19 protein-coding genes are annotated in these 21,521 nt (G+C 67.6%); 6 read left to right on the top strand and 13 right to left on the bottom strand.

Translation table 11 applies throughout. The features are described 5' to 3' along the window. Positions 1-18: 18 nt before the first annotated feature. From ACZYYX_RS12270 to ACZYYX_RS12250, 5 genes are all read right to left on the bottom strand, one after another. A complete protein-coding gene (locus ACZYYX_RS12270; protein ID WP_463814888.1) occupies positions 19-1,011 on the bottom strand; it encodes an Acg family FMN-binding oxidoreductase in 993 nt (330 codons plus the stop codon). A 73-nt stretch (positions 1,012-1,084) separates the two neighbouring features. Further along, complete coding sequence (locus tag ACZYYX_RS12265; RefSeq protein WP_463814635.1) at positions 1,085-2,407, bottom strand: serine hydrolase domain-containing protein; 1,323 nt, start codon at positions 2,405-2,407, stop codon at positions 1,085-1,087. A gap of 44 nt (positions 2,408-2,451) precedes the next feature. Further along, complete coding sequence (locus ACZYYX_RS12260) at positions 2,452-2,769, bottom strand: STAS domain-containing protein (RefSeq protein WP_463814634.1); 318 nt, start codon at positions 2,767-2,769, stop codon at positions 2,452-2,454. After that, complete coding sequence (locus ACZYYX_RS12255) at positions 2,769-5,264, bottom strand: SpoIIE family protein phosphatase (RefSeq protein ID WP_463814633.1); 2,496 nt, start codon at positions 5,262-5,264, stop codon at positions 2,769-2,771. Before ACZYYX_RS12255 ends, ACZYYX_RS12260 begins: the two co-directional genes overlap by 1 nt. 88 nt (positions 5,265-5,352) lie before the next feature. Continuing rightward, the gene (locus ACZYYX_RS12250) at positions 5,353-5,925 is read right to left on the bottom strand and encodes a TetR/AcrR family transcriptional regulator (protein WP_463814632.1); all 573 of its coding nucleotides are present in this window, start codon (positions 5,923-5,925) and stop codon (positions 5,353-5,355) included. Positions 5,926-5,992: 67 nt separating this feature from the next. On the opposite strand from ACZYYX_RS12250, the gene ACZYYX_RS12245 reads away from it, so the two are divergent. Further along, complete coding sequence (locus ACZYYX_RS12245) at positions 5,993-6,394, top strand: GlcG/HbpS family heme-binding protein (protein WP_463814631.1); 402 nt, start codon at positions 5,993-5,995, stop codon at positions 6,392-6,394. A 286-nt stretch (positions 6,395-6,680) separates the two neighbouring features. On the opposite strand, the gene ACZYYX_RS12240 is transcribed toward ACZYYX_RS12245, so the two are convergent. The 6 genes from ACZYYX_RS12240 to ACZYYX_RS12215 all read right to left on the bottom strand — a co-directional run bounded on the left by ACZYYX_RS12240 (position 6,681) and on the right by ACZYYX_RS12215 (position 13,357). Beyond that, positions 6,681-7,394, bottom strand: a complete 714-nt coding sequence (locus ACZYYX_RS12240; protein ID WP_463814630.1) for an SDR family NAD(P)-dependent oxidoreductase — start codon at positions 7,392-7,394, stop codon at positions 6,681-6,683. Positions 7,395-7,422: 28 nt separating this feature from the next. Beyond that, entirely contained in the window at positions 7,423-8,358 is a 936-nt protein-coding gene (locus tag ACZYYX_RS12235) for a hypothetical protein (RefSeq protein ID WP_463814629.1), read from the bottom strand. A gap of 8 nt (positions 8,359-8,366) precedes the next feature. Then, complete coding sequence (locus ACZYYX_RS12230; RefSeq protein WP_463814628.1) at positions 8,367-8,789, bottom strand: cupin domain-containing protein; 423 nt, start codon at positions 8,787-8,789, stop codon at positions 8,367-8,369. Positions 8,790-8,803: 14 nt separating this feature from the next. After that, complete coding sequence (locus tag ACZYYX_RS12225) at positions 8,804-9,376, bottom strand: sigma-70 family RNA polymerase sigma factor (protein WP_463814627.1); 573 nt, start codon at positions 9,374-9,376, stop codon at positions 8,804-8,806. 172 nt (positions 9,377-9,548) lie between these two features. After that, positions 9,549-12,341, bottom strand: a complete 2,793-nt coding sequence (locus ACZYYX_RS12220) for a helix-turn-helix transcriptional regulator (protein ID WP_463814887.1) — start codon at positions 12,339-12,341, stop codon at positions 9,549-9,551. A 260-nt stretch (positions 12,342-12,601) separates the two neighbouring features. Next, positions 12,602-13,357, bottom strand: a complete 756-nt coding sequence (locus ACZYYX_RS12215; protein ID WP_463814626.1) for an SDR family oxidoreductase — start codon at positions 13,355-13,357, stop codon at positions 12,602-12,604. 263 nt (positions 13,358-13,620) lie between these two features. Here ACZYYX_RS12215 and ACZYYX_RS12210 point away from each other — a divergent pair, with 263 nt between their 5' ends. Together ACZYYX_RS12210 and ACZYYX_RS12205 are read left to right on the top strand one after the other, a co-directional pair. Next, entirely contained in the window at positions 13,621-14,535 is a 915-nt protein-coding gene (locus ACZYYX_RS12210; RefSeq protein WP_463814624.1) for an MBL fold metallo-hydrolase, read from the top strand. 747 nt (positions 14,536-15,282) lie between these two features. After that, positions 15,283-16,185, top strand: a complete 903-nt coding sequence (locus ACZYYX_RS12205) for an alpha/beta fold hydrolase (protein WP_463814623.1) — start codon at positions 15,283-15,285, stop codon at positions 16,183-16,185. A gap of 41 nt (positions 16,186-16,226) precedes the next feature. Here ACZYYX_RS12205 and ACZYYX_RS12200 read toward each other — a convergent pair whose 3' ends face one another. After that, complete coding sequence (locus ACZYYX_RS12200; protein WP_463814622.1) at positions 16,227-16,724, bottom strand: GAF domain-containing protein; 498 nt, start codon at positions 16,722-16,724, stop codon at positions 16,227-16,229. Between the two features lie 277 nt (positions 16,725-17,001). Between ACZYYX_RS12200 and glnT the strand changes: the two genes are divergently transcribed. From glnT to ACZYYX_RS12185, 3 genes are read left to right on the top strand one after another with little or no spacing between them, the layout of a single operon-like run. After that, positions 17,002-18,384, top strand: coding sequence for a type III glutamate--ammonia ligase (gene glnT, locus ACZYYX_RS12195; RefSeq protein WP_463814621.1), 1,383 nt, complete (start codon positions 17,002-17,004; stop codon positions 18,382-18,384). A gap of 8 nt (positions 18,385-18,392) precedes the next feature. Beyond that, positions 18,393-19,136 carry a creatininase family protein gene (locus ACZYYX_RS12190; protein WP_463814620.1) on the top strand — a complete coding sequence of 248 codons (744 nt, stop codon included), beginning with the start codon at positions 18,393-18,395 and terminating at the stop codon, positions 19,134-19,136. A 19-nt stretch (positions 19,137-19,155) separates the two neighbouring features. Beyond that, a complete protein-coding gene (locus tag ACZYYX_RS12185; RefSeq protein ID WP_463814619.1) occupies positions 19,156-19,893 on the top strand; it encodes a TetR/AcrR family transcriptional regulator in 738 nt (245 codons plus the stop codon). Between the two features lie 43 nt (positions 19,894-19,936). On the opposite strand, the gene ACZYYX_RS12180 is transcribed toward ACZYYX_RS12185, so the two are convergent. Then, positions 19,937-21,040: a GGDEF domain-containing protein gene (locus tag ACZYYX_RS12180; RefSeq protein WP_463814618.1), complete on the bottom strand. Its 1,104-nt coding sequence runs from the start codon at positions 21,038-21,040 to the stop codon at positions 19,937-19,939. Between the last annotated feature and the right edge of the window lie 481 nt (positions 21,041-21,521).

The raw sequence follows: 21,521 nt of genomic DNA, 5'->3' as shown, positions 1-21,521 counted from the left end.
TGACTCCGCGTATCCCGCTTATCCGGCGCGCTCGCGACCGAGCCACGTCACGACCTGGTTCAGCGGCCGGCGCGGCGTCCTGGGAAGCGCATCGGCGTTGACCGGTGCCCACCCGACGCGCATCAACATCTGTGCGTAGCCGCTCGATCCGAAGACGTCTACAGCCACTGCGGCCCGGATGTCGGGGAACTCCAGCGGGCCGGTGATCAGACAGCTCGCGAGTCCTGCCGCGGTCGCGGTGAGGAGCACCAGACTGGTCGCCTCGCCGGCGCGCAGTTGGGACAACCGGTCATCGGCGACGGTGCCCAGCGCGATCACTGCGGAATTGTCCTGTTCGGGTTCGGCAGCAGCCGGTTGCTGCAGTGCTGCCCCGGCGAATGTACGAGAGGGAATCGCGGCACGCGGGTCGGAGCGAGGTGTGCTGCGGGCGGGCACGCCGGCGATGGAACCGTATCGACCACTCCAGGTGGTCATTTCGACCACATAGTCAGGATCGCTGTGGTGTCGCCCCTCAGCGTCCATGACGCGACGTTTGAGAGTGGTCAGCTCGTCGAACTGACGGAGCATGACACCGGCTCGGGCGGCCCGCGCACCCATCATCGCGATCACGGCGCCGGGCACCACCTGGCTGCTGTAGTTGCGTCGGTCGGTGCGGCGCCGGGGAATGGCGGCTGCCAGCGCGATGTCCGCATCGACGGGCCGATACCGGTGCAGCTCGACAGTGGCGAGGTGATCGGGCTTCGAATCGTCGGGAATCCTGCGGATCTGGGTCTGCCAGCCCACCGCGGCGAAGGCGACCTGCACGTGGTTCAGCGCGGCGCCGCAACTGAGGATCAGGTCACGGGAGTCGGGATCGGTATGTGTGAGGGCCAGTTCGGGATTTGCGTACAGCTCGACACTGCGGTCGCCTACCTGCCAGAGCCACGGCTGCGAATTGTGGACCGACGGAGCCTGCACGGCCTGCGCAAGCGCCCACCGCACGGTGCCGGTACTGGGGAATTGCGAGGTCATCGTCGTCCGCTCCAACAGGTCTTGACCGCCATCTGCATTCAGGATGACGGCCGCGACCACGGAGCGAGAGGGTCTAAAGACCCGCAGGCGGGGGTCCGATGCCCAACGCACGGGCGGCCGCAGTGGCCACTGCACCGGCCAGCCGGGCGATCGGCGGGCTGCCGGGCGTGTGCACGGCGTTGGACAGGACCACCACGTAGGTGTCCGACGCGGGGTCGATCCACAGTGAGGTCCCGGTGAAGCCGGTGTGCCCGAAACTGCCGACAGGAAAAAGGGTTCCGCGCGATCCGGAATATCCGGTGTCGATGTCCCACCCGAGTCCACGCACCGCGTGGACAGGTCCCGGTCCACTGGGCCGATTCGGCGCAGTCATGGTCTGCAGCGTTGCCTGCCGGAGCGGAAAAGCACTGGGACGCCCGGCAAGTCGGTCCAGCAACGCCTGGGCGAAGAGCCCGATGTCAGCCGCTGTGGAGAACACGCCGGCATGGCCGGCCACCCCACCCATCCGACGCGATGTCGGGTCGTCGACGACGCCGCGCATCACCGAACCGAAGTGGGGATTGGTCCACGGACGGCCTTCGGTGTCGAGCCGCGTCGGGGCGACCCTGCTGAGCAGGGCCCGGTTGCGCGCCACGGGTCCGGTCGAGGGCAGATAGCGCGTGTCGGTCATCCCCAGCGGGGCGAAGATGTTGCGCCGCACATAGACGTTCTCCGGCTCACCGCTCACCGCCTCGATGAGCGCGCCGAGCAGCTCGAAGTTGATGTCGGAGTACCGAAACATCGCCCCGGGAGGCATCTCCAGCGGCGCGGTGAGCGCCCGCCGCATACCTTCGGCCCGGTCCGTGTGGACCAGTCCCCACGGGTCGTCGAGGTTCACATCGCCGGGCAGACCCGAGGTGTGCGTGAGCAGGGTCCGCACGGTGACCGCCGTTCGACCGGGCTCGTGCGCGGGGTTGAAAGCCGGCAGATACGTCTGCACGGGATCGTCGAGGCGCACCCTCCCCTGCTCGTACAACTGCATGACCGCCGTGGCCGTGGCGAGAACCTTCGTCAGCGACGCCACGTCGAACACGGTGTCCACGGTCATCGGCTCGGCGGGGGTCGCGACGCCGTCGAGGTTCGGTTCGCCCGCCGGTTTGCGCACCCCGTACGCGCGCAGCAGCGCGGTCTGGCCGCGATGGCCGACCATCACGACAGCGCCGGGCAGGTGACGGGCGGCGATCGCCGAGGCCATCAGCGCCGAGACGGCGGGCACATCGGGCGTCGACGGGGCCGTGTACCCGTAGGCGGGCGCGGCGTGTGCGTAGGGACCGTCGACGTCGACCGCCAGCGTGCCGACCACGACGGCTGCGACGGCTGCGATGCGCGCAGCGGCGGTCGGGACGCGGGAGGGCACCTACCGAGAGTGCCAATGCCCGTGCGCCCAAGCAAGGCGCGTGGTCAGGTCACCGGATCGGCGGTGACGTCGATGACCTCCGCGAGGCCGCTGACCCGCAACGTCGTCATCAGCAGCGGTGGGGCGACGAGGACGGCGATGTCTTCGGCCGCGCCGTACAACGCGTTGATCGCGGCGCTGTCGAGGTACTGCACGCCGGAGAGATCGACGGTCAGCGGCGCACCGGAGCGCGTCGCCTCCGCGGCGGCATCGGTCAGCGCCTGTCGGAAGGCGGCGATGTTGCTGAGGTCGATCTCCCCCGTCGCGACCAGGCGGAGGCGGCCCTCGCGGGCCGTGAGGTCGAACGAGAGCTGGGTGGGCATCAGAGAATCCTCGCGGAGAGTTGAACGGTGGTCCCGTCTTCGCTGTGGTCGACCGTGATGTCGTCCATCAGCAGGCGCATCAGTGCCACCCCGCGACCGCGCACCGGGTCCGGCTCGGCGTCGGGGATCTTCCAGTCACCGGTGTCGGTGATCGTGACCCGGATCCGGCCGGCGACGGCCGTCGCCTGCAGGTCGACCGTCCCGGTTTGGCGATCCCGGTGGCCGTGTTCGATGGCGTTGGCCACCGCTTCACCGGTGGCGACGAGGATGTCGATGACCTGATTGGGATCGACACCCACGCGATTCAGCCAGTCCCGCAACGCTGTACGGGCGGGTGCCAACTGGTCGACCTGGGCAGGGAAGGTCAGCTCCAACGGGGCGGTAGGACGGTAGAGAAGCAGGACGACATCGTCCTGATAACCCCCGGCCGGGGCCAGCCCTGTCATGACGGCGTCGACCACCTCGTCGAGCGGTGTGTCGCGGTGCTCGCTGACCACGTCGAGGGCCCGAAAAATACCGTCTTCCAACAGTTTTCCTCGTCGCTCGACGAGGCCGTCGGTGTAGAGCATCAGTGTCGCACCGGCGGGCACGGCAATCCGCGCTTCTGGACGCGGACGGCCGACGCGGAGCCCGAGCGCGATCGTGTGTCCATCGTCGAGCAATTCGACGGAGCCGTCGGCGTGCACCAGAGCCGGCGGAGGGTGACCGGCGCTGGAGTACACCAGTTCACCGGTGACGGTGTCGAGGATCGCGCACACGGCGGTGGTGCACTGCGCGCCGGGAAGACGCGCCGCGAACAGGTCCAGCCTCGACAGCGCCGCGGCCGGGCTCGGATTGTCGAAAAGCAGCGCGCGGCAGGCACTTCGAACCTGACCCATGATGGTGGCTGCGATCAGCCCGTGGCCCACGCAGTCACCGACGATCAGTGCGACGCGCCCGTCGTCGAGGTCGACGACGTCGTACCAGTCCCCGCCGACCTGCAGAGGTCGGCTCGCTGCCTGATAACGGACCGCGAAACCCTGGGGCAGATGGGCCGGACCGAGGATCGCGTGCTGGAGTGCAAGCGCGGTTTCGCGCTGCTGGTCCACCTGGTGCACGCGATGCAAACCCTGACTCAACCGGCCGGCCAGCACCGTCAACAGGGTCTGGTCCTCCAGCGTGAAAGCCCGTGTCCCGGACAGCTCGATCCGCACCGCGAGCACCCCGTCGGGATGCTGGATGGCCACTGCTGCCACGCCGGGTGCCGGCATCACGGGGGTGAGAAGCTCACCGCCACGGATGACGCGGACCTGGTCCTGCACCTCGGTCGTCAGGTCTGACCACCGCGTCGGATCGGTACAGGTGACCACCCGGGGTTCGGCACCGCTGTCGGCGAACGTCACCGCCATGACCTGCCGCGCCCGCCACAGCCTGCGCAGCTCGTCGACGGCCGCCCGGAGCGCGTCGTCGACCGTTTCCGCCTGTGCGAGTTCGCGATTGAGAGCGTGCTCCCGGCCCGCGGCGAGAGCGAGGGCGAGGGCGGCGTGGCGCGCGAAATCGCTGACCAGCTCGAGATAGTCGTTGCCGAAAGGAGGTTGCAGCGGTCGGCGGGCGACTGCGATCACGCCGAGCACCGTGTCATCGGCGATCAACGGCATCACGATGGCCGACCGCTCCCCCGCGTCGGTGAATCCCTCGATCGGATACTGGAAGGAGTCGGTGATCATCGGCAGGCCGCGCCGCGCGACACCGCCGGTGGTGGAGCCGTCCATCGGCACCTGACGGCCGATCACCTCGTCCGCGTACCGGCCCGCGGTGGCGGCGACGACGAGCGTGGCCACGTGATCGGCCGGCAGATCCGGTTCGCTGGGCACCAGCAGGATGGCCTGTTCGGCGTCGGCGAGCTCCAGGGCGAGATCGACGATCAACTGCAGCGGGCCGGTCTGTGGATCGCCGGACAGCAGCGCGGTGGTGATCTCTCGGCTGGCCTTGGTCCACTTCGCCGCTTCGCGTTCCCGCTCGAAGAGCCGCGCGTTGTCGATGGCCGATGCCGCGGCGGTGGCCATCGCCCGCACCGCAATGTCCTGCAGGTCGGAGAAGGTTCGCCCCGGCTCGTCGTGCAGCAGGTACAGCGTGCCGAAGTGCTTGTCCCGCACAGTGATCGGCACAGCGAGCAATGCGCTGGGTGGCTGGGTGGAGATACGGAGATCCAGGTAGCGATTCTGTCGGGACAGGTCGTCGAGCCGCAGTCCGTCTCCGACCGTCACCAGCGTGAGCCGCCGGAGCACATCCGGGTGAGCGTTTCCGTCGAATCCCTCGCAGACGAACGCAGGCGTCCTGCCGTCGCTTTCGCGAATTTCGAGCACCCCGTAGCGCGCCCCGCTGAGTTCGACCGCAGCGCTGACGATCCGCCGCAGCGTGACGCCGAGGTCGAGGTCAGACCCGATACCGACGATGACACGCACCAGCTGGGTCGCCTCGTCACGTGCGGCGACGAGCTCCCTCCTGGTGCTCATCGGTCAGTGCCCCTGAACTGCGACGTCATCGCGACAAACCGTACCCACACGAGGGGCCAGGAAACACCAGGACACGGGTTTGCCAGCATCAGGTGCACGTCCGGTCGACGAGGAGGGTGATGCGTTCCTTCTCCCGGCCGGGGCGGATCCTGCCCGCGCGGTCGAGCACGGCCAGCCCGTGCAGCGCCGCCCAGAACACCTCGGTGAGGTCGTCGGGATCGCGCCCGTCGGCCACATCCGCGACGGCGCCGCGTAATTCGTCGAAGGCGGCCGTCAGTGGTGGCGGAGTGCCCTGCGCGGCGAAACGCAAGGTCGTGGCACGGGTGAACATCGCGTCGTAGAGCGCCGGATGGGCGCGGGCGAAGGCGAGGTAGCCCTGCGCGATTCCGGTCAGCGCGTCGCGTGCACCGGTGGCTGTTTCTCTGGCGGCTGTGAGTGTGTGGGTGAGTTCACCGAAGCCTTCGATGGCGACGGCCTCGGCGATCTGGTCCATTCCGTGGAAGTGCTTGTAGAGGACCGGCTGGCTGTATTCGATCTCGTGAGACAGCCGACGTGTGGTGACGGCATCCCAGCCCTCGGCCTCGGCGAGCGCACGGGCGGTGCTGACGATCAGCTGCCGCCGGGCCTCGCGTTCGCGTGACCGGCGATCTTCGATGCCCATGGCGCACGGTACCACCACTAGCTGACGTAGCGACGCTAGTGATCTGGTGCGCAGTATGTTCTCTCCCATGACGATCGAACTGGCGACGGCCCTGCGCATGGTTGCTGCCGCCCACGCCGAAGCCGAGCGGCACGCCGTCCTGGTCTCGGCCGCGGTGGTGGATGCGGGCGGACATCTCATCGCGTTCGGCCGGATGGACGGCGCCGAGATCGCCGGGCCGACGCTGGCGGTCGACAAGGCGTTCACCGCCGTCGCGAACCGGATCGCCACGTCCGAGCTGGCTCGTCTGGCAGCGCCCGGAGGGGAACTGTTCGGTCTGCACGCCAACGCGGGTGGGCGGTTCGTGATCTTCGGCGGCGGGGTGCCGGTGACTGTCGACGGGGTCGTCGTCGGCGGCGTCGGGGTCAGCGGCGCGAGCGCGGCGCAGGACGATGCGTGCGCACGGGCCGCTCTGGGGTGCCTGAGATGACCGATGTAGCGAAGATGCTCGTCGACGACTAGCTGCCCCGGCTCGAGGCGTTCGACGTGCCCACTACGGGTTGGGCTCCCGCAATGCCGGTCAGCAGGCGCGCAATCTGATTCGCCACGATGCGCCGACGCCGGGTTCGTCGGACTGAGCGGCCGACCTGGTCATCAGCCTGTCCCCCGACCCGAATTCCGATTTACACGTACCCAGCGCCGGCACGAGCTCTCGCCGTGGTTGGTGGTCATCGGTCGGACCGGTCTCCGGGCACAACCGGTCCGCGAGGACCTGTTCACGCGGCCGCGCCACCACCATCTGCGGGCAGCAAGGCGCCAGTGGTGAAGCTGGACCGCGGTGAGGCGAGATACAGCACGGCCTCGGCGATTTCTACGGCGGCGCCGGTACGCCCCATGGGAAGACGGCGGCCCAATTCCTCGTTCGTGTCGCCCCATACCGCGGCGACGCCTTCGGTGCGGGTCGGGCCGGGAGCCACGCTGTTGACGCGGACGCCTCGTGCGGCGAACTCGGTGGCCCAGGTGCGGGTCAGCGATTCCACCGCCGCTTTGGACGCACTGTATGCCGACGCACCCGGAATCCCCTTAGAGGCAACCAGACTCGTCACGTTGACGATGCTTCCGCGACCGCGGTCCAGCATGCCGACCACCACCGCCTGGGTGAGAGCGTACGTTCCGAGCACATTGACGGCGAGAGTCTGTCGGAGTTCTTCGACGTCTTGCTCAACGGTCATGGCGCCGGGGAAGAGGGCGGCATTGTTGACCAGAATGTCTTGATCGCCGGCCTGCCGCGCCAAGTTGTGGATCGATCGTAGGTCACCCAGGTCAGCCTGAATGAAGTTCGCAATCCCGTGCGCTGCTCGACGTCCACGGTCGGCGTCGCGACCGCAGATCGTCACCGTTGCACCCTCGCGCGCAAACAACTGTGCGCACGCCAGACCGATGCCGGCGGTGCCGCCGGTGATCATTGCGCGCTGACCCTCGAGTTCCATTGGTGGTTCCTCACATTCGGTGGTGCAGCTAGTTCGTGGTGACGCGTCGGGCTGCCACCCGGGTGGGTCCCCATGCCGGGTAGCGATGTGGCTGACGATGAATCCCAGCGCTCACGTGTTCGCCCGACGCCAGCCAGTCCGCCACGTTGCGCACGTAGTCCTTGAACACCGCCAGCCGCGCTGGATCCCTTGCGATCTGCGTGCCGGGCGGCTCGGTCACAAATGACGGGCACCCTCGATCGAGATCCCAGTTGTAGTCGGCGAAGTGGTGAAACGTCGACTCGGCGACCGCGCGCGCCAGCGGCCTGCCGTCGGGCGCGATCTCCCCGTCCAGCACGACGGCCAAGTTGAACCGGCGCCTCGTTGTCTCACTGCGGCCCTGCGCAACCACACTGGCGAACGGCGCGTCCGCCGACACGAGGCCCTCGTGCGGATGGGCCGGGAACCACTCGATGCGCCCACTGGCGGTGCGCGTGGTGCGCAGCAGCTCGTGTACCGGCTCGCCGGCGAACACCGGTTGGTAGTCGCCGTTGGCGCCGGAGTGGAAGTTCGGCCAAGAAATCGCTGGGGTGTCCACATCGTCGCGCATCGTGCCTTCGTCGATACTCGCGTCGTGGAAGCGGTTGACCAGGCCGAGCGACCCGAGGCCGAGCAGACAGCTGCCGAGGTCTTGGTGGTCGCGCGCGGTCAGCACACCGCCACCGTTTGCACGGAAGCGCCCGATCGCCGCACATTCCGCGGGGGTGAGGCCGTCGCCGGTGTCGACGGCCATCAGCCACAGCTGGTGGTAACCCAACTCGTCGAGGTGGCTGAGCACCGGGTCGTCCCCGGCCGGCGTGGCTCGGTCCCGGGCCACCACCTCGTGCCCGGCCGCACGCAACTCGGCGGCGAGCAGCGAGAACCGGGAGACGGCCCAATCGTCGGGGTGGTCGGTGATCGTGGTCTGCAACAGGATTTTCGACATGGCGTTGCCTACGCCGTCGTCGCAGCGACGCGGAGATGACGCCGCGCATGCAGCTCTTCTTCGCTGACGAGCTCGAGCATCGGCTCGCCCGGCACGCACAGCATGGTGACGACGAAGCGAACGATCATGTCGTCGCGGTTGTTGCCGTCGGAATAATGGATGACGTCACCGCCGGGCTCCCAGAACGCCTCGCCTGCCCCGATCACCCGCGGCGCTTCGCCTTCGAGTTCGAAGAGCATTTCGCCCTCCAGCACGTAGCCGAAGGCCGGGCCGCTGGGATGACGGTGCGGCGGCGCCCCCTTGCTGCCCGGCTGGTACGCGATCTGGACGGTCATCGCTTCGGCGCCGTCCGGGATGAACGGCGGGCGGACTTCCTGCAGCACGGTCAGGGCGTTCTCCCAGCCGGCGTCGTAGTGGGTGTTCGGTGACATGGTCTCTCCTTCTCTCAGGCGGCGTACTGCCGGTCGACGGCGGGTTGGTTGCGGTGGGCCAGTGCCACGCGTAACCGCGTGCGGCCGCGGGCTACTCGAGACATGACGGTGCCGATGGGCACATTCATCAAGGCAGCCGTCTCGGCGTAGGTGTAACCCTCGATGTCTGCGTAGTACAACGCGGCCCGAAAGCCGTCGGGCAGGCTCTGCCAGGCGACGTCGACGTCGCTGTCAGGCATCACGTCGAGCACCGCGTCCTCGGCCGAGCGCAGCCCGTCGGGCTCGTGGGAGGCGGCGGCGGTCAGGTCCCCGTCGGTGATCGTGTCGAATGGTGACTCCGCGACGCGGGATTGCTTGCTGCGGTACGTGCTGACCCAGCGGTTGTAGAGAATGCGGAACAACCATGCCCTGAGGTTGGTGCCGGGCGTGAAATTGTGGAAGCCGACGTAGCCGTGCAGCAGGGCGTCCTGAAGCAGGTCTTCGGCGTCGGCGTCGCAACGGGTCAGCCGGCGCGCGCCCCGAAGCAGTACATCGAACAGGGGCGCGACGTCGCGGGCATAGCGGACGGCGCGTTCTTCGTCGGTCATGGTTGCCTCCGGTGGTCCTGGTGCGGAGGGCCCGGGCGGGCCGCTGCACTCAGACTGGCCGCCGTCAGCCGTCAGGGGACCCCTGGAAGTCCGTGGTCCGTGGTCGCAAACTCCGTAGTGGGTGGCGCCACTCCGTGGCCGAGCGCATCGGAACGCCGCGCAGCTGACGGTGCTATGACGCCCAGGACATCGTCCTCAGCTGACGCCGCGAGGTGATCCCGAGCTTGACGAACACCTTGCGTAGGTGCCATTCGACGGTGTGGGTGCTGATGAACAGCTGGGCGCCGATTTCCGTGTTCGTCATGCCTTCGGCGGCCAGGCGGGCGATCTGTGCTTCCTGCGCGGTCAGCTCGTCACCGGTGCCGAGGGGTTGCTTGCGCACCTTCTCTCCGATGGCGACCAGTTCGCGGCGTGCCCGGTCCGCGAAAGCCTGGGCACCCATCTTCGTGAACATCTCGTACGCCGCGTTGAGCTCGCGGCGGGCGTCGGCACGCCGGTTGAGCCGACGCAGCCGTTCGCCGAACGCGAGGTGGGCGCGGGCAAGCAGCACCACGACTCTTGTCCGGGACAGCCGTTCGATGGCCTCGGTGAAATGTGCCTCGGCGTCGGAGTTCTCGGCCAGCAGAGCGCGCGCCCACGCCAAGGCACCCCGGCCCCAATCTGTGCCGGCGGCGCCTGCGCGCTCTTCCAGTCGCTGGACCGCCCACGTGCCAACGTCGTTCGCGCCGGTGTGAGCCGCCGCCTCGACGAGTTCGAGCAGGCACCAGCCGAAGATGCCGAAATCCTCGTGCGCACACACATCGCGCGCAACGGCGAGCGCTTCTTCGTAGCGGCCCAGGCCGTTGTAGAGCACAGCCTCCGCCAGCCCGGTCATGCCCACCAACCGACCTTCTCCGCGCGCCTCGGCGTATCCGGTGGCCGACGCGAACATCGGTAGCGCCTCCCCGGGATCGCCGCGCCAGGCGTCGAGCAGCAGAGAGTAGTAGCGCACCGGTCTGCGGTTGTCGGTCGCCGCGGTGATCGATTCTGCCTCGGCGATCAACGTGGTGGCCGTGGTGAACTCGCCGGCGAGCAGGTGGACCCCGGCCCGGTAGAAGAGCGCGCGCGGCAGACTCGCCAACGCGCCGACCCGGCGCGATTCCCGGACGACCGCGGCCGACAACTCGTCTTTTATCGTCTCGTCCCACACTTCGTGTGCGGCGGTCTCCTGCAGGATCGGGAAGGCCGGGACCAGCCAGCGCCGCACCTGGGTCTCGTCAGACCGAACGAGTTCCAGCATCGCGTCGAGGCCGGCGCGCAAGGCTTCCCCGCCGGCGGTCAACTCACCGGTGATGCGGGCGGCCCAGCCGCGCAACAGGAGGTCCACCGGCCGGGGCGGTTCGGTGGCGCCGGCCACCGCGTGCTGAGCAGCCTGAGCCGCGTTGGCCAGCATCTCGTGCGAGCCGAGCCGACCGGCGTACATCGCCGCGGCGATCGCCTCGAGGTAGGACTCGCGAGCGGCGACATCGTCGTGGTCCGCGAGCCGGCGGGCCGCGTCGAGCAGCGCGGGCGCCGTCTCCCCCACCTTGGGCGCGCCCGCCTCACCGGTCCGGCTGCGGACGAATTCCATCTGGGCGCGCAATCGGGCGACATATGCCCGTTCGAGGCCGGACAGCGGCGAGAGTTCGGCGATCGTGAGGAGCTCATAGGCCGCCGCGGGTGCGGCCGCGTCCCGTTTGGCCTGGGCGGCGGCCAGCGCGCGTGCGCCCCGGCGCGCAGGGTCCGCCGTCAATGTGGCTGCCCGCTCGAAAAGCGCTGCCGCAGCCGCGATTCCGCCTCGACCCTGGGCACGGTCGGCTGAGGCTTCCAAGTCTGCGGCGACGGCATCGTCGGGGCCGGCGGAGGCGTTGGCGGCGTGCCAGGCGCGGCGGTCTGGATCGGTGCCCGGGTCGGTGGCCTCGGCGAGCGCCCGGTGCGCAATGCGGCGGTCGTCGAGATCGGCCGCCCGGTAAGCCGCCGTCCTCATCAACGGGTGGTGGAACCGCATCCGGGGGCCGAAGGTGATGACGCCCGCGGCCTCGGCGGGGCCCAGCGCGTCGATCGGGATGCCGAGTCCCGCCGCCGCCCGCAGGAACAGCGCGGCGTCGCCGACCGGTTCGGCGGCCGCCGTCAACACCAGCATCCGGGTGTCGGCGGGCAATGCCTTGATGCGGCGAACGAAGCTGTCCTGCAGCTGTCCGACGGACGGTCCGGAACCCATGGCCCAGAAGCCGCCGGCGATGTCGGCAGCGGAGATGGTGCGGGGCACCTCTAGGAGGGCCAGGGGGTTGCCGCGGGTTTCGGCGACGATGCGGTCGCGGATGCGCGGGTCGATTCTGCCCACCATGACCGAGTCGAGCAGTTCGCGGGCGTCGCCGTCGGACAGCCCGCCAACCGTCAGCTCGGGCAAGCCGCGCAACACCTCGGCGCCGGTGTCGCGGGCGGCGAAGACCAGGGCGACGGGCTCGGCGACCAGCCGTCGCGCGACGAACGAAAGGGTCTGCACCGACACGAGGTCCAGCCAGTGCGCGTCGTCGACGACGCAGAGCAGCGGCTGGGTGCCGACAGCCGCTGCCAGCAGGCTGAGTACAGCGAGCCCGACGAGGAAGCGGTCGGGGGCGGGTCCGACGCCTCTACCGAAGGCGACGGTCAGGGCCTGACGTTGGGGCTCGGGCAGATGGTCGAGGTGGTCGAGCAGTGGGGCACAGAGCTGGTGCAGACCGGCGAAGGCGAGTTCCATGTCGGATTCGACGCCGGCGACCTGCACGCAGCGGAAGCCGGCGGCCTGTTCGGTGAGGTACTTCAGGAGCGCGGTCTTGCCGACACCGGGCTCGCCCCGCAGAACCAGCGCCTGCCCGTGGCCCGACCGTGCGTTCGCCAGCAGACCGCGGAGCGCCTCGCTCTCGTCGACGCGCCCGCGCAGCTGTTCCAGACCATGGCTCGACATAGGCTCCACCGGGTGATTCTCCGGTGGAACCTTACCGCCGGCACCGGTGTGCCGGGCGTCACGCCGAGATGACGGTGACCGTCTGTCGGAGCGGCGCCGGGCGGGAGCGGTCCCACCTTTCGCGCAATTCGACCTGGCAGAACTGCGAGGCGGGGTGCCCGACACGGTCAGTCCCTGTCGCCGAACACCACGGCCGCCTGGCCTCGATGTCGCGCGTTGATACCTGATGGGCTACAACGCAATCGGCCTCTCGACCCCGCCTAGGCCGTCGCGGCGTTTTCGAGGATCCAGTCGGCGAACCGGGTGCCAGAGCGGGTGGCGTCGTCAGCAGGCACGAGGGTGCGCTCACCCACCGCGATACCCCAGTACGGCGCCGACGGATCGGTGACAACGCGACGGGCATCGCCGCGCGCGGTCAGCGCGATGCGGATCAGCTCGTCGAGGCCGAACCGCTCGGGCCCGCCGACCTCGACAATGCCGTTGTGCGGGCTGCCGGCCGCGGCGACGGTGACCGCTTCGGCGACGTCGACCGCAGCCATCGGCTGGAACAGCGCGGGAGGCAGCCGGACAGTGTCGCCCTCGGTCGCCGAGTCAGCGATGGTGCCGACGAACTCGAAGAACTGAGTGGCATGCACGATCGTGTAGGGGATACCGCTGTCGGCGATGAGTTGCTCTTGGATCAGCTTTGCATGGAAGTAAGCGCTGTGCGGGGCAAGCCGGTCCGTGCCGACGACCGACAACGCGACATGGTGAGCGACTCCTGCGCCGGCCTCGGCGGCCATCACGTTGGCGGTCGTCTTGGAGAAGAAGTCGATGGCCGAGTCGTCCAGGCGAGGTGAATTCGAGACATCGACCACCACGTCTGCCCCGACGAGTGCGTCGGTCAGACCTGCGCCGGTGAATACGTCGACCCCGGTGCTCGGTGCGACCGGCACGGCGTCGTGGCCGCGATCGCCCAATTGACGCACGACCTTCGCGCCGATACGGCCGGTGCCCCCGATGACGATGATCCTCATGATGATGGTCCTTTCTGCGGTCACGATCTCTCGACCGCCAGAACGGATGACAACGCGCCGAATCATCCCGTGACACTCGGCTTCTCATCGCCGGTGATGCTGGATGCCAGGCGTCGAGATCGGTGACAGCGAGACCTGCTGGGAGATGTAGTACCGGCGAGCTGCATCTCCGTGACGTCGTCCGTCTCGCTGTCGCTGGATGACTCCGGCCGTTGCGATGCGTTCCACCGGCCGGAGAGTCATTTCACCAAGAGGAGAATGTTATGAGCTTGCAAGACATTGCACGTCCGGGCCAATCAGCGCGCGATGAGTTGGTCCCGTCGCGCTACGCGCTGCGCGTCGGGGATCTCGACGTGGTGGTGATCAGCGACGGGGTGCTGCCGATCACCGCTTCAACGCTGGCGACCAATGCTGACACCGCCGAGTTCGAGGCGTGGCTGCGGGACATGTTCCTACCACCCGACATCGTCGACTGGCCTTTGAACGTGGCGGTAGTGCGTAGCGGGGACCGCACCATTCTCATCGATTCCGGTATCGGACTGGAGTTTCCGGACTTCCCTCGGGCCGGGCAGCTAGCCATCCGCCTGGAGGCTGCCGGCATCCCGCCCGCCTCGGTGACCGACGTGGTGCTCACCCACCTCCACATGGACCACATCGGTGGCCTGCTCGCCGACGGACTCAGGGGCCGCCTCAACCCGGAGCTCCGAATTCACCTCGCGGCCGCGGAAGCAGAGTTCTGGGAGTCGCCCGACTTCTCGCGCACCGTGATGCCGGCGCCCATCCCCGAGGTACTGCGATCGACTGCGTCCCGCTTCCTGGACGTCTACCGAAATCAGTTGCAGCCTTTCGAAACCGAGTACGAGGTGGCACCCGGGGTAGTCGTCTGCCGCACCGGCGGTCACACACCGGGACACAGCATCGTACGTCTGCAGTCGGGTGCCGACCGACTGACGTTCGCCGGCGACGCGGTATTCCAACCTGGATTCGAAAACCCGGACTGGCAAAACGGCTTCGAGCACGACCCGGAAGAAGCAGCTCGCGTGCGGCTCCGGCTCCTTCGCGAACTGGCGGCGAGCGGCGAGTCGCTGGTGGCCACCCACCTGTCGTTTCCTTCGCTCTGCCGAGTGGCGTTCGCAGGCAATGCGTTCCGCTTCGTGCCAACCGTCTGGGACTACTGAGAAAGAAGGAGCCGACAGTGGCCCCCGGAGTTTTCTCCGGGGGCCGATTCATCGACTGGTTCGGCAACGAAGAGCAGCTGGCGCAGACGGGCTGAAGACATCGCTACGGCCGCTGCCCGTGCCGAAGCGGTCCGGCTGCCTCATCGAACAAGGCACAGGCGACAATCAACCCCGCCGTCTTCGAACAACCCATCAGCGGCTCCGCCCGCACACTGATCGAGCTGCGTGAACAAGGCGTCATCGGTGAATCCTCGCGGCTGGAGCGACTGGCACCGCGCACCATAACTGCGGACAGGCTCGTCCCGATGTGGCACAGCGAGTTCACAGATCGAAGATGTGTGCAGGTTGCACAACGTGTCAATCGCCGTCTGCTGCACGCTGCTTGGAGCCTCGTCAATACATCAACAGGACAACGACTTCCGGGCCGCCAACTCCCAGGTCCCGATTGCCGTCTGGAGCGACCTTCAACGACAAGGTTTGATACGACACGACGCACCCGTGCCTTCAGGCTCGACTTCCTGACTACTCCCCCGCCCGTGCGCCAGTCGAACACGCAGCTGGATCGTCACCCGTCGAGGACACCGGCCGGGTGGGGCGCGGTCGGGAATCGCTGGGCGCGCTCTCCCGGAACCAAGAAGCTGCACCATCCGCTGGTAGGCCGGGCCAGCGCTGGGTCGGCCCAACGAGCGGTATGTCGTCAGCGGCGGCGAAGCCCCTCGCTTGCCGGAACCAATGTAGGGTTCCCCGGTGGGGTACGCACAGACCGAGACCCTCCGGATCGGCTATCTGGAAGACGGCGACGTCGACGGTTGGCCAGTGGTGCTGTGTCACGGATTTCCTTATGACGTCCGCGCTTTCGACGATGTGACGCCTCGGCTGGTTCGTGAGGGCGCCCGGGTGATACGGCCCTTCGCGCGTGGCTTCGGGCCGACCCGCTTCATGACCTCCGACGCCGTCCGGTCCGGCGAACAGGCGGCGCTGGCCGATGATCTCCGCCAACTGATCGGCACGCTCGGAATGGTCCGCCCGATCGTGGCCGGATACGACTGGGGCGGACTTGCGTGCTGCGGCATCGCCGCGGTGTGGCCCGACCTGGTCTCGGGGCTTGTGTCGATGGCGGGTTACGACGTGATCGACGAGCGACAACAGCACGGGTTTCCCCCATCGGTGGAACATGTGGCGTGGTACCAGCACGTGTTCCAGACATCCCGAGGTCGCGAGAGCCTGTCCGCGCATCGTCACGAGATGTGCAAGATGCTGTGGCGGCAATGGTCGCCGACGTGGCGCTTCGACGAGGCGGTGTACGAGGCCACCGCGACATCACTCGAGAATCCGGACTTCGTCGACGTGGTGGTGCACGCCTATCGCCACAACTTCGGCACGGCAGAGGGAGATCCCCGCTACACGTCCGTCCGTGAGGCGCTGGCGCGCCGACCGATCATCCCAGTACCCACTGTCACGCTGGACGGAATACACGACCCTCTCAAACCGGGAGGGACAGCGGATCATGCACCGATGTTCTCGGGCCGCCACGAACATCGAATTGTCGACAGCGGCCACAATCTGCCCCAAGAGCGTCCCGCTGACTTCGCGGATGCGGTACTCACCGTAGCCGGGTGGCTGGGCTTCGTGACCAGCCCCAGAAGCTGAAACTTGTGGGGCGCTCGTCGCCACGCGAGTTGTTCGGCCCCTCAGGTGAGGGCGCTGTCGTCCTTCTGGACGACCTGCTCGACCGCTCCTGCTAACTCCGAGAGCTGCTCGCGTTCCTCGTCGGTGTAGTCACGCGAGTTGTCGTCGAGCACGCAGACCGTTCCGACGACACGGCCCGCACTATCGTGCACCGGCACGCCGAGATAGTTGTGCAGCCCGAACTCCACTTCGTCTTCGTTACCCGCGAAGGTGGCGTCGTCGCGGGAATCGCGAACGAACACGGCGTGGTCGCCGTCGACGACCCGCTCGCAATACAGCGGCACCCGCGAGGCGTCGTCCAGCGCCTTTTTTCCGGCCGCGCCGACGGTGTAGTGCTGGGTGGCTTCGCCCGCGGTGGCGGCAACCACCATCGAGTCGGCCTCGGAACGCATCACCAGAACCGACTTCACGCCAAGAAGCTCTGCGACCTTCTCGAGGTGGCCGGCCAAGGGAGCGAGCCCCTCGGTGGTGTCTGTCGCGTGGGGCTGTGCATCGGACATGTCACCACTCTTACCGCGGCCGGAGCCGACCGCAACCCTTCCGCTCACCCAAAGCCGATGACGACTGATTCAGTCCGCCGGCGCAGCGAGTTTCGATATCTTATCGACAAAATGTGTATCTATTCAGTTCACAGGCGCCGTTACCGACCCGGACTGTCCGTCGAGTTTCAATGGCTCATTTACTGGCGCGAAACAGAGCAGCAATACAGCGCGCTTAACGTCTTCCTGGTCTCAACGCAGCACAGTCGATCTCGCATCGACAGGATAGGAGCACGACATGACCGCGACTCTGAACGGAGGGTCGCCGCATGTCGAGACCCCATCCGACGTCGCCGAGGTCGCCGAACGGCTGACCGCCGCGGGCGTGAAGTACGCCGCGATCAGCTTCGTCGACATGCATGGCAAGCCGAAGGCCAAGATGGTGCCGCTCGGGCACCTCGGGCAGGCGGCGCGTGGATCGGAGATGTTCACCGGCGCCGCCCTGGACGGGGTGCCGCAGGACGTCAACGACGACGAAGTCGCCCCGCACCCCGACCTCGGTGGGGCGATCATCGCGCCGTTCAATCGCGAGGTGGCCTGGTTTCCCGGCGACCTCTACATCGGTGACACCCCGTTCGAGGCTTGCAGCAGAGGCATTCTCAAGCGGGTCACCGGCGAGGCGGCCGCGCTGGGCTACACGTTCAACCTGGGTATCGAAACCGAGTTCTTCCTCCTGAGCGATGCCACGGGTACACCGGCACCGGCCAGTGCCGACGACAACCTGGACAAGCCGTGCTACGACCTGCGTGGGCTGCTGCACAACTACGCGGTGGTCGACGAGATCGTGTCGGCGATGAACGATCTGGGCTGGGACGTCTACTCATTCGATCACGAGGACGGCAACGGTCAGTTCGAGACCGACTTCACCTACACCGACGCGGTCACGATGTCCGACCGGCTGGTGTTCTTCCGCATGATGGTCGGCGAGATAGCCCGCAAGCACGGGCTGTTCGCGTCATGGATGCCGAAGCCCTTCGCCGACCGCACGGGCAGCGGAGCGCACTACAACATGTCGCTGGCCGACAGCGACGGTCGAAACCTGTTCGCCGACAACGACGACGCGCGCGGGTGTGGCCTGTCCGAGCTGGGCTATCAGTTCACCGCCGGGGTCCTGCGCCACGCGTCGGCGATCTGCGCGGTGGTCGCCCCGACGGTCAACAGTTACAAGCGGTTGGTCAAGCAAGGCAGCATGTCCGGGCTGACCTGGGCGCCGATCTTCGCCTGCTACGGCGACAACAACCGCACCAACATGATGCGTATCCCCAGGGGCGGCGGACGCATCGAGTGCCGTGCCGCCGACAGCGCGAGCAATCCCTATCTCGGTGCCGCCCTGATGTTGGCGGCCGGCCTGGAGGGGATTCGCGAGGGCCTGGACCCCGGAGAACCCAACCGCGACAACCTCTACAGCCTGTCCGAGGAGGAGTTGGCCGCCCGGCAGATCGGCTGGCTCCCTCGCTCGCTGGGCGAGGCGATCGATGCGCTCGAGGCGGATCCGTTGGTTCGCACCGTGTTCGGCTCGGCGATGTTCGACTCCTACATCGCCGAGAAGAAGGCGGAGTGGAATTCCTTCACCGCCCACGTATCAGCGTGGGAGACCGACCGCTACCTGAGGTTCTGGTGAGCCCGGTCGTGAGCCACCGCTGGGAGGAACACACCTCGACGCAACTGGCGCACCGCCTGGCGGCCGACCCGGATTGCGTCGCGCTCATCCCGGTGGGCGCGACCGAGCAACACGGCCCACATCTACCGGTCGGCACCGACACCATCCTCGCTACCGCGGTCGCTGATGCCGCTGCCGGGGACATCGCGCTCGTACTGCCGCCGATTGCTTATGGCGCCAGTATGTTTCACGGTTCAGCATTGGCCGGAACGGTGGCGTTCAGTGGCGAGGAGACCGCCGCGACCGCCTACCGAGTCGCCCGAGGCTGCGTCGAATCCGGTGTGCGGCGTGTGCTGTTCGTCAACGGCCACGTCGGTAACGCCGCGGCACTGTGGATCGCCTGCGATCACTTCCGGCGCGACCTGCCGCAGGCGCGTATCGGGGTCATGCAGTGGTGGGACCTCACGGCCGACATCGCGCAGCGGGCCACCGCCGACGCGCTCGACTGGCACGCCAACGCGGCCGAGACCTCGTTGATGCTGGCCGTACGGCCGGAACTGGTGGACGTCGAGGCGATGGCGCAGGCGGACGACCCGGATCGCACCGAGGGACTGGTCTTCCGCTACGCCGTGGAGTCGGTGTCGACGAACGGGGTGACCGGCCATCCGTCGCGCGCGTCCGAAAGCTTCGGGCTCGAGCTGTGGCGAGATGTCGTGACCGCAGCGCGCGACGTCGTCAGCCGTGCCCACATCGAACAGCCGCCGGTGAGCTGACCGCCGTAGAGTGACCCCCGTGCCACCACCCGAGCGGCGCGCGCACGTCCGCACAATCGGACGGCCCCGCCGTGACGCCGAATCAGCACCCGCGGGATCGCCCCGCGCGGGCATCGTCAGCGCCGCGACTCGGCTGTTCAGCGAAAAAGGCTACGCGCAAACGACGATGAGCGATATCGCCCGCGCGGCGGGTCTGCAACAGTCGTCGCTGTACTACTGGTTCCGCAGCAAAGAGCAGCTGCTGGGCGAGACGCTGTTGGTCAACCGCGCACCGCTGGAATTCATCGCCGAGGTCGGCGCCGGATCCGGGTCGCCGGCACTGAAGCTCTACCGGCTGTTGCGATTCGACACCATGCAGTTGGCGCTCTCACCGATCGACTTCAACGAGATCCAGCGCATCGCCCACGCGCAGCGGGCTGACTTCCACCAGTTCTGGGCCGACTACGAACGGCTGAAGAACTGGGTCGTCGACCTCATCGGCGCCGCGATCAACGAGGGCAAGTTCATCGAGTGCGACCGCGAAGAGACCGCCGGGCTGCTGCTCAACTTCGACGAGGGCGCACAGAAGCGCACGCGGCTGCACGCCGACCACGGCGACCGCGCGGAGGAAGCGGTGCGCGTCGGCGAGCAGGTCGCCATCATCGCGGTGCGCGGTCTGCTCAAGCGGCCCAGTGAGATCGCCCGGATACAAGAGCAGGCGGCCCGATTCGACGATGCTGGCATCGCGCTGCAGGCTGCTGAACCGTCGGCGGACTGAGGACATGACTCACACGAGGTGAGGATGCGCCCTCGACAAGGTGTCACGTCAGTGCTGGCGTGCACACACGAGTTTGATTGCCGCCGTTCTGTTTGGCGGTGTACATGGCGGTGTCGGCAGCGTGGATCAGAGCCTCGATCGCTGCCGCAGGGTCGGCGACACCGTCCCAGCGCACGACGGCAGCACCGACGCTGGCTGTGACGGGCTGGGGCAACTCAGCGATGGCTGCGCAGAGCTGGTCGGGCAAGACGATGGCGGTCTTGTGGGGCAGAGCGTCGATCACGATGAATTCCTCGCCGCCGAAGCGGCCGACGATGGCAGCGGCGGTGCTGGCCTCGCGCAGAGCCCATCCCACTGCGGCGAGTGCTTGATCGCCGGCGACATGCCCGTAGGTGTCGTTGAGCGCTTTGAATTTGTCGAGGTCGATCATCACCACCAGTAGGTGCATATCGGAGAACGGCGCGGTCAGCAATGTGGTGGCGCGCTCGTAGAAGGCGCGCCGGTTCAACAACCCGGTCAAGGGATCGTGATCGGAGCGCACGACATCGGCACCCAATGTGCGGACGACCCCCTGAATGCCCAGCGGGACTGCCAGATTGAGTTCGAGAACGAGCCAGTAGACCACTGCCGCGACGGCGGCGCCGTGGGTGTCGATCATCCGCGTCGCACAGAACGCACCGGCGACGGCCGCCAGAATCACGGTGTAGACGACTGCTTTGGTGCTGTGAAAGAACGCGACATAGCCGCCGACGATGGCCAGCGACGTGCATGCCAACAGCCCGATCGCTGGATCCGGTTGAAGGGGCGCGTCGATCGCGACGACCGCGCCGGCGATCGCCGCCAGTGACAGCGACTCGAAGCGGCTGGGCCACCGCCGCACCCACAATGCGGCATACGCCACACCGGTGACCGCGGCGACGACGCCGGCGATCATCGCCACCGCCGCGGAGCGGGTCGGCGTGCTGACCAGCGCGACCGATATCAAGACCAATGCGCCCGAGATCATCGTCATCAGGACGCGCATCGCGACCCCTAGCCCGCGAGCGCGCAGATAACCGGTCAGCCAGTCGAACTGGTCAGGTTGCCGCCACCAGCGCACCGTGAAGCGCCACACCCTGCGCGGACGGGAATCGCGATTGGCTTTCACATGACCCCCTATGCGGCGATGTCCACCGCAGTTGCTCGCTGGCCCGTGATCGATCATGGACAACCGTCGGTCTAACCGCGCCACAATGCCCAATATCGTCAGGGGCCTCGTGCCGGGAGCCGAAGTACGTGCGCCCGTCGACCAGCCATCTGGCGCTCGAAAGGTTCAGCGCTCGATCGGGCCTGCGCGGTCAACACGATCTCGACTATTGGCGCCAACCGCGGTGCCGACAAGGGCAGAAAGGCCTCTTCGGTGAAGGCCGTCGACATCAAGCAAGTGATCACCGCGTGTTCAGTGGGGTCATGCAAACGGCCCCCGGAGTTTCCTCCGGGGGCCGTTTCGCTTAGTAGCGGGGACAGGATTCGAACCTGCGACCTCTGGGTTATGAGCCGGCCGGTTGCGGTCTCGTGCTTCTACCTACGTCGCTAACGTGCAGGTCGGCTGCGATTTGGCATCTCGCATGTCACACCGTGTCGGTGCG

The organism is Mycobacterium sp. IDUB_1, assembly GCF_055419625.1.
This window is presented reverse-complemented; position numbering and strand designations above follow the sequence as displayed.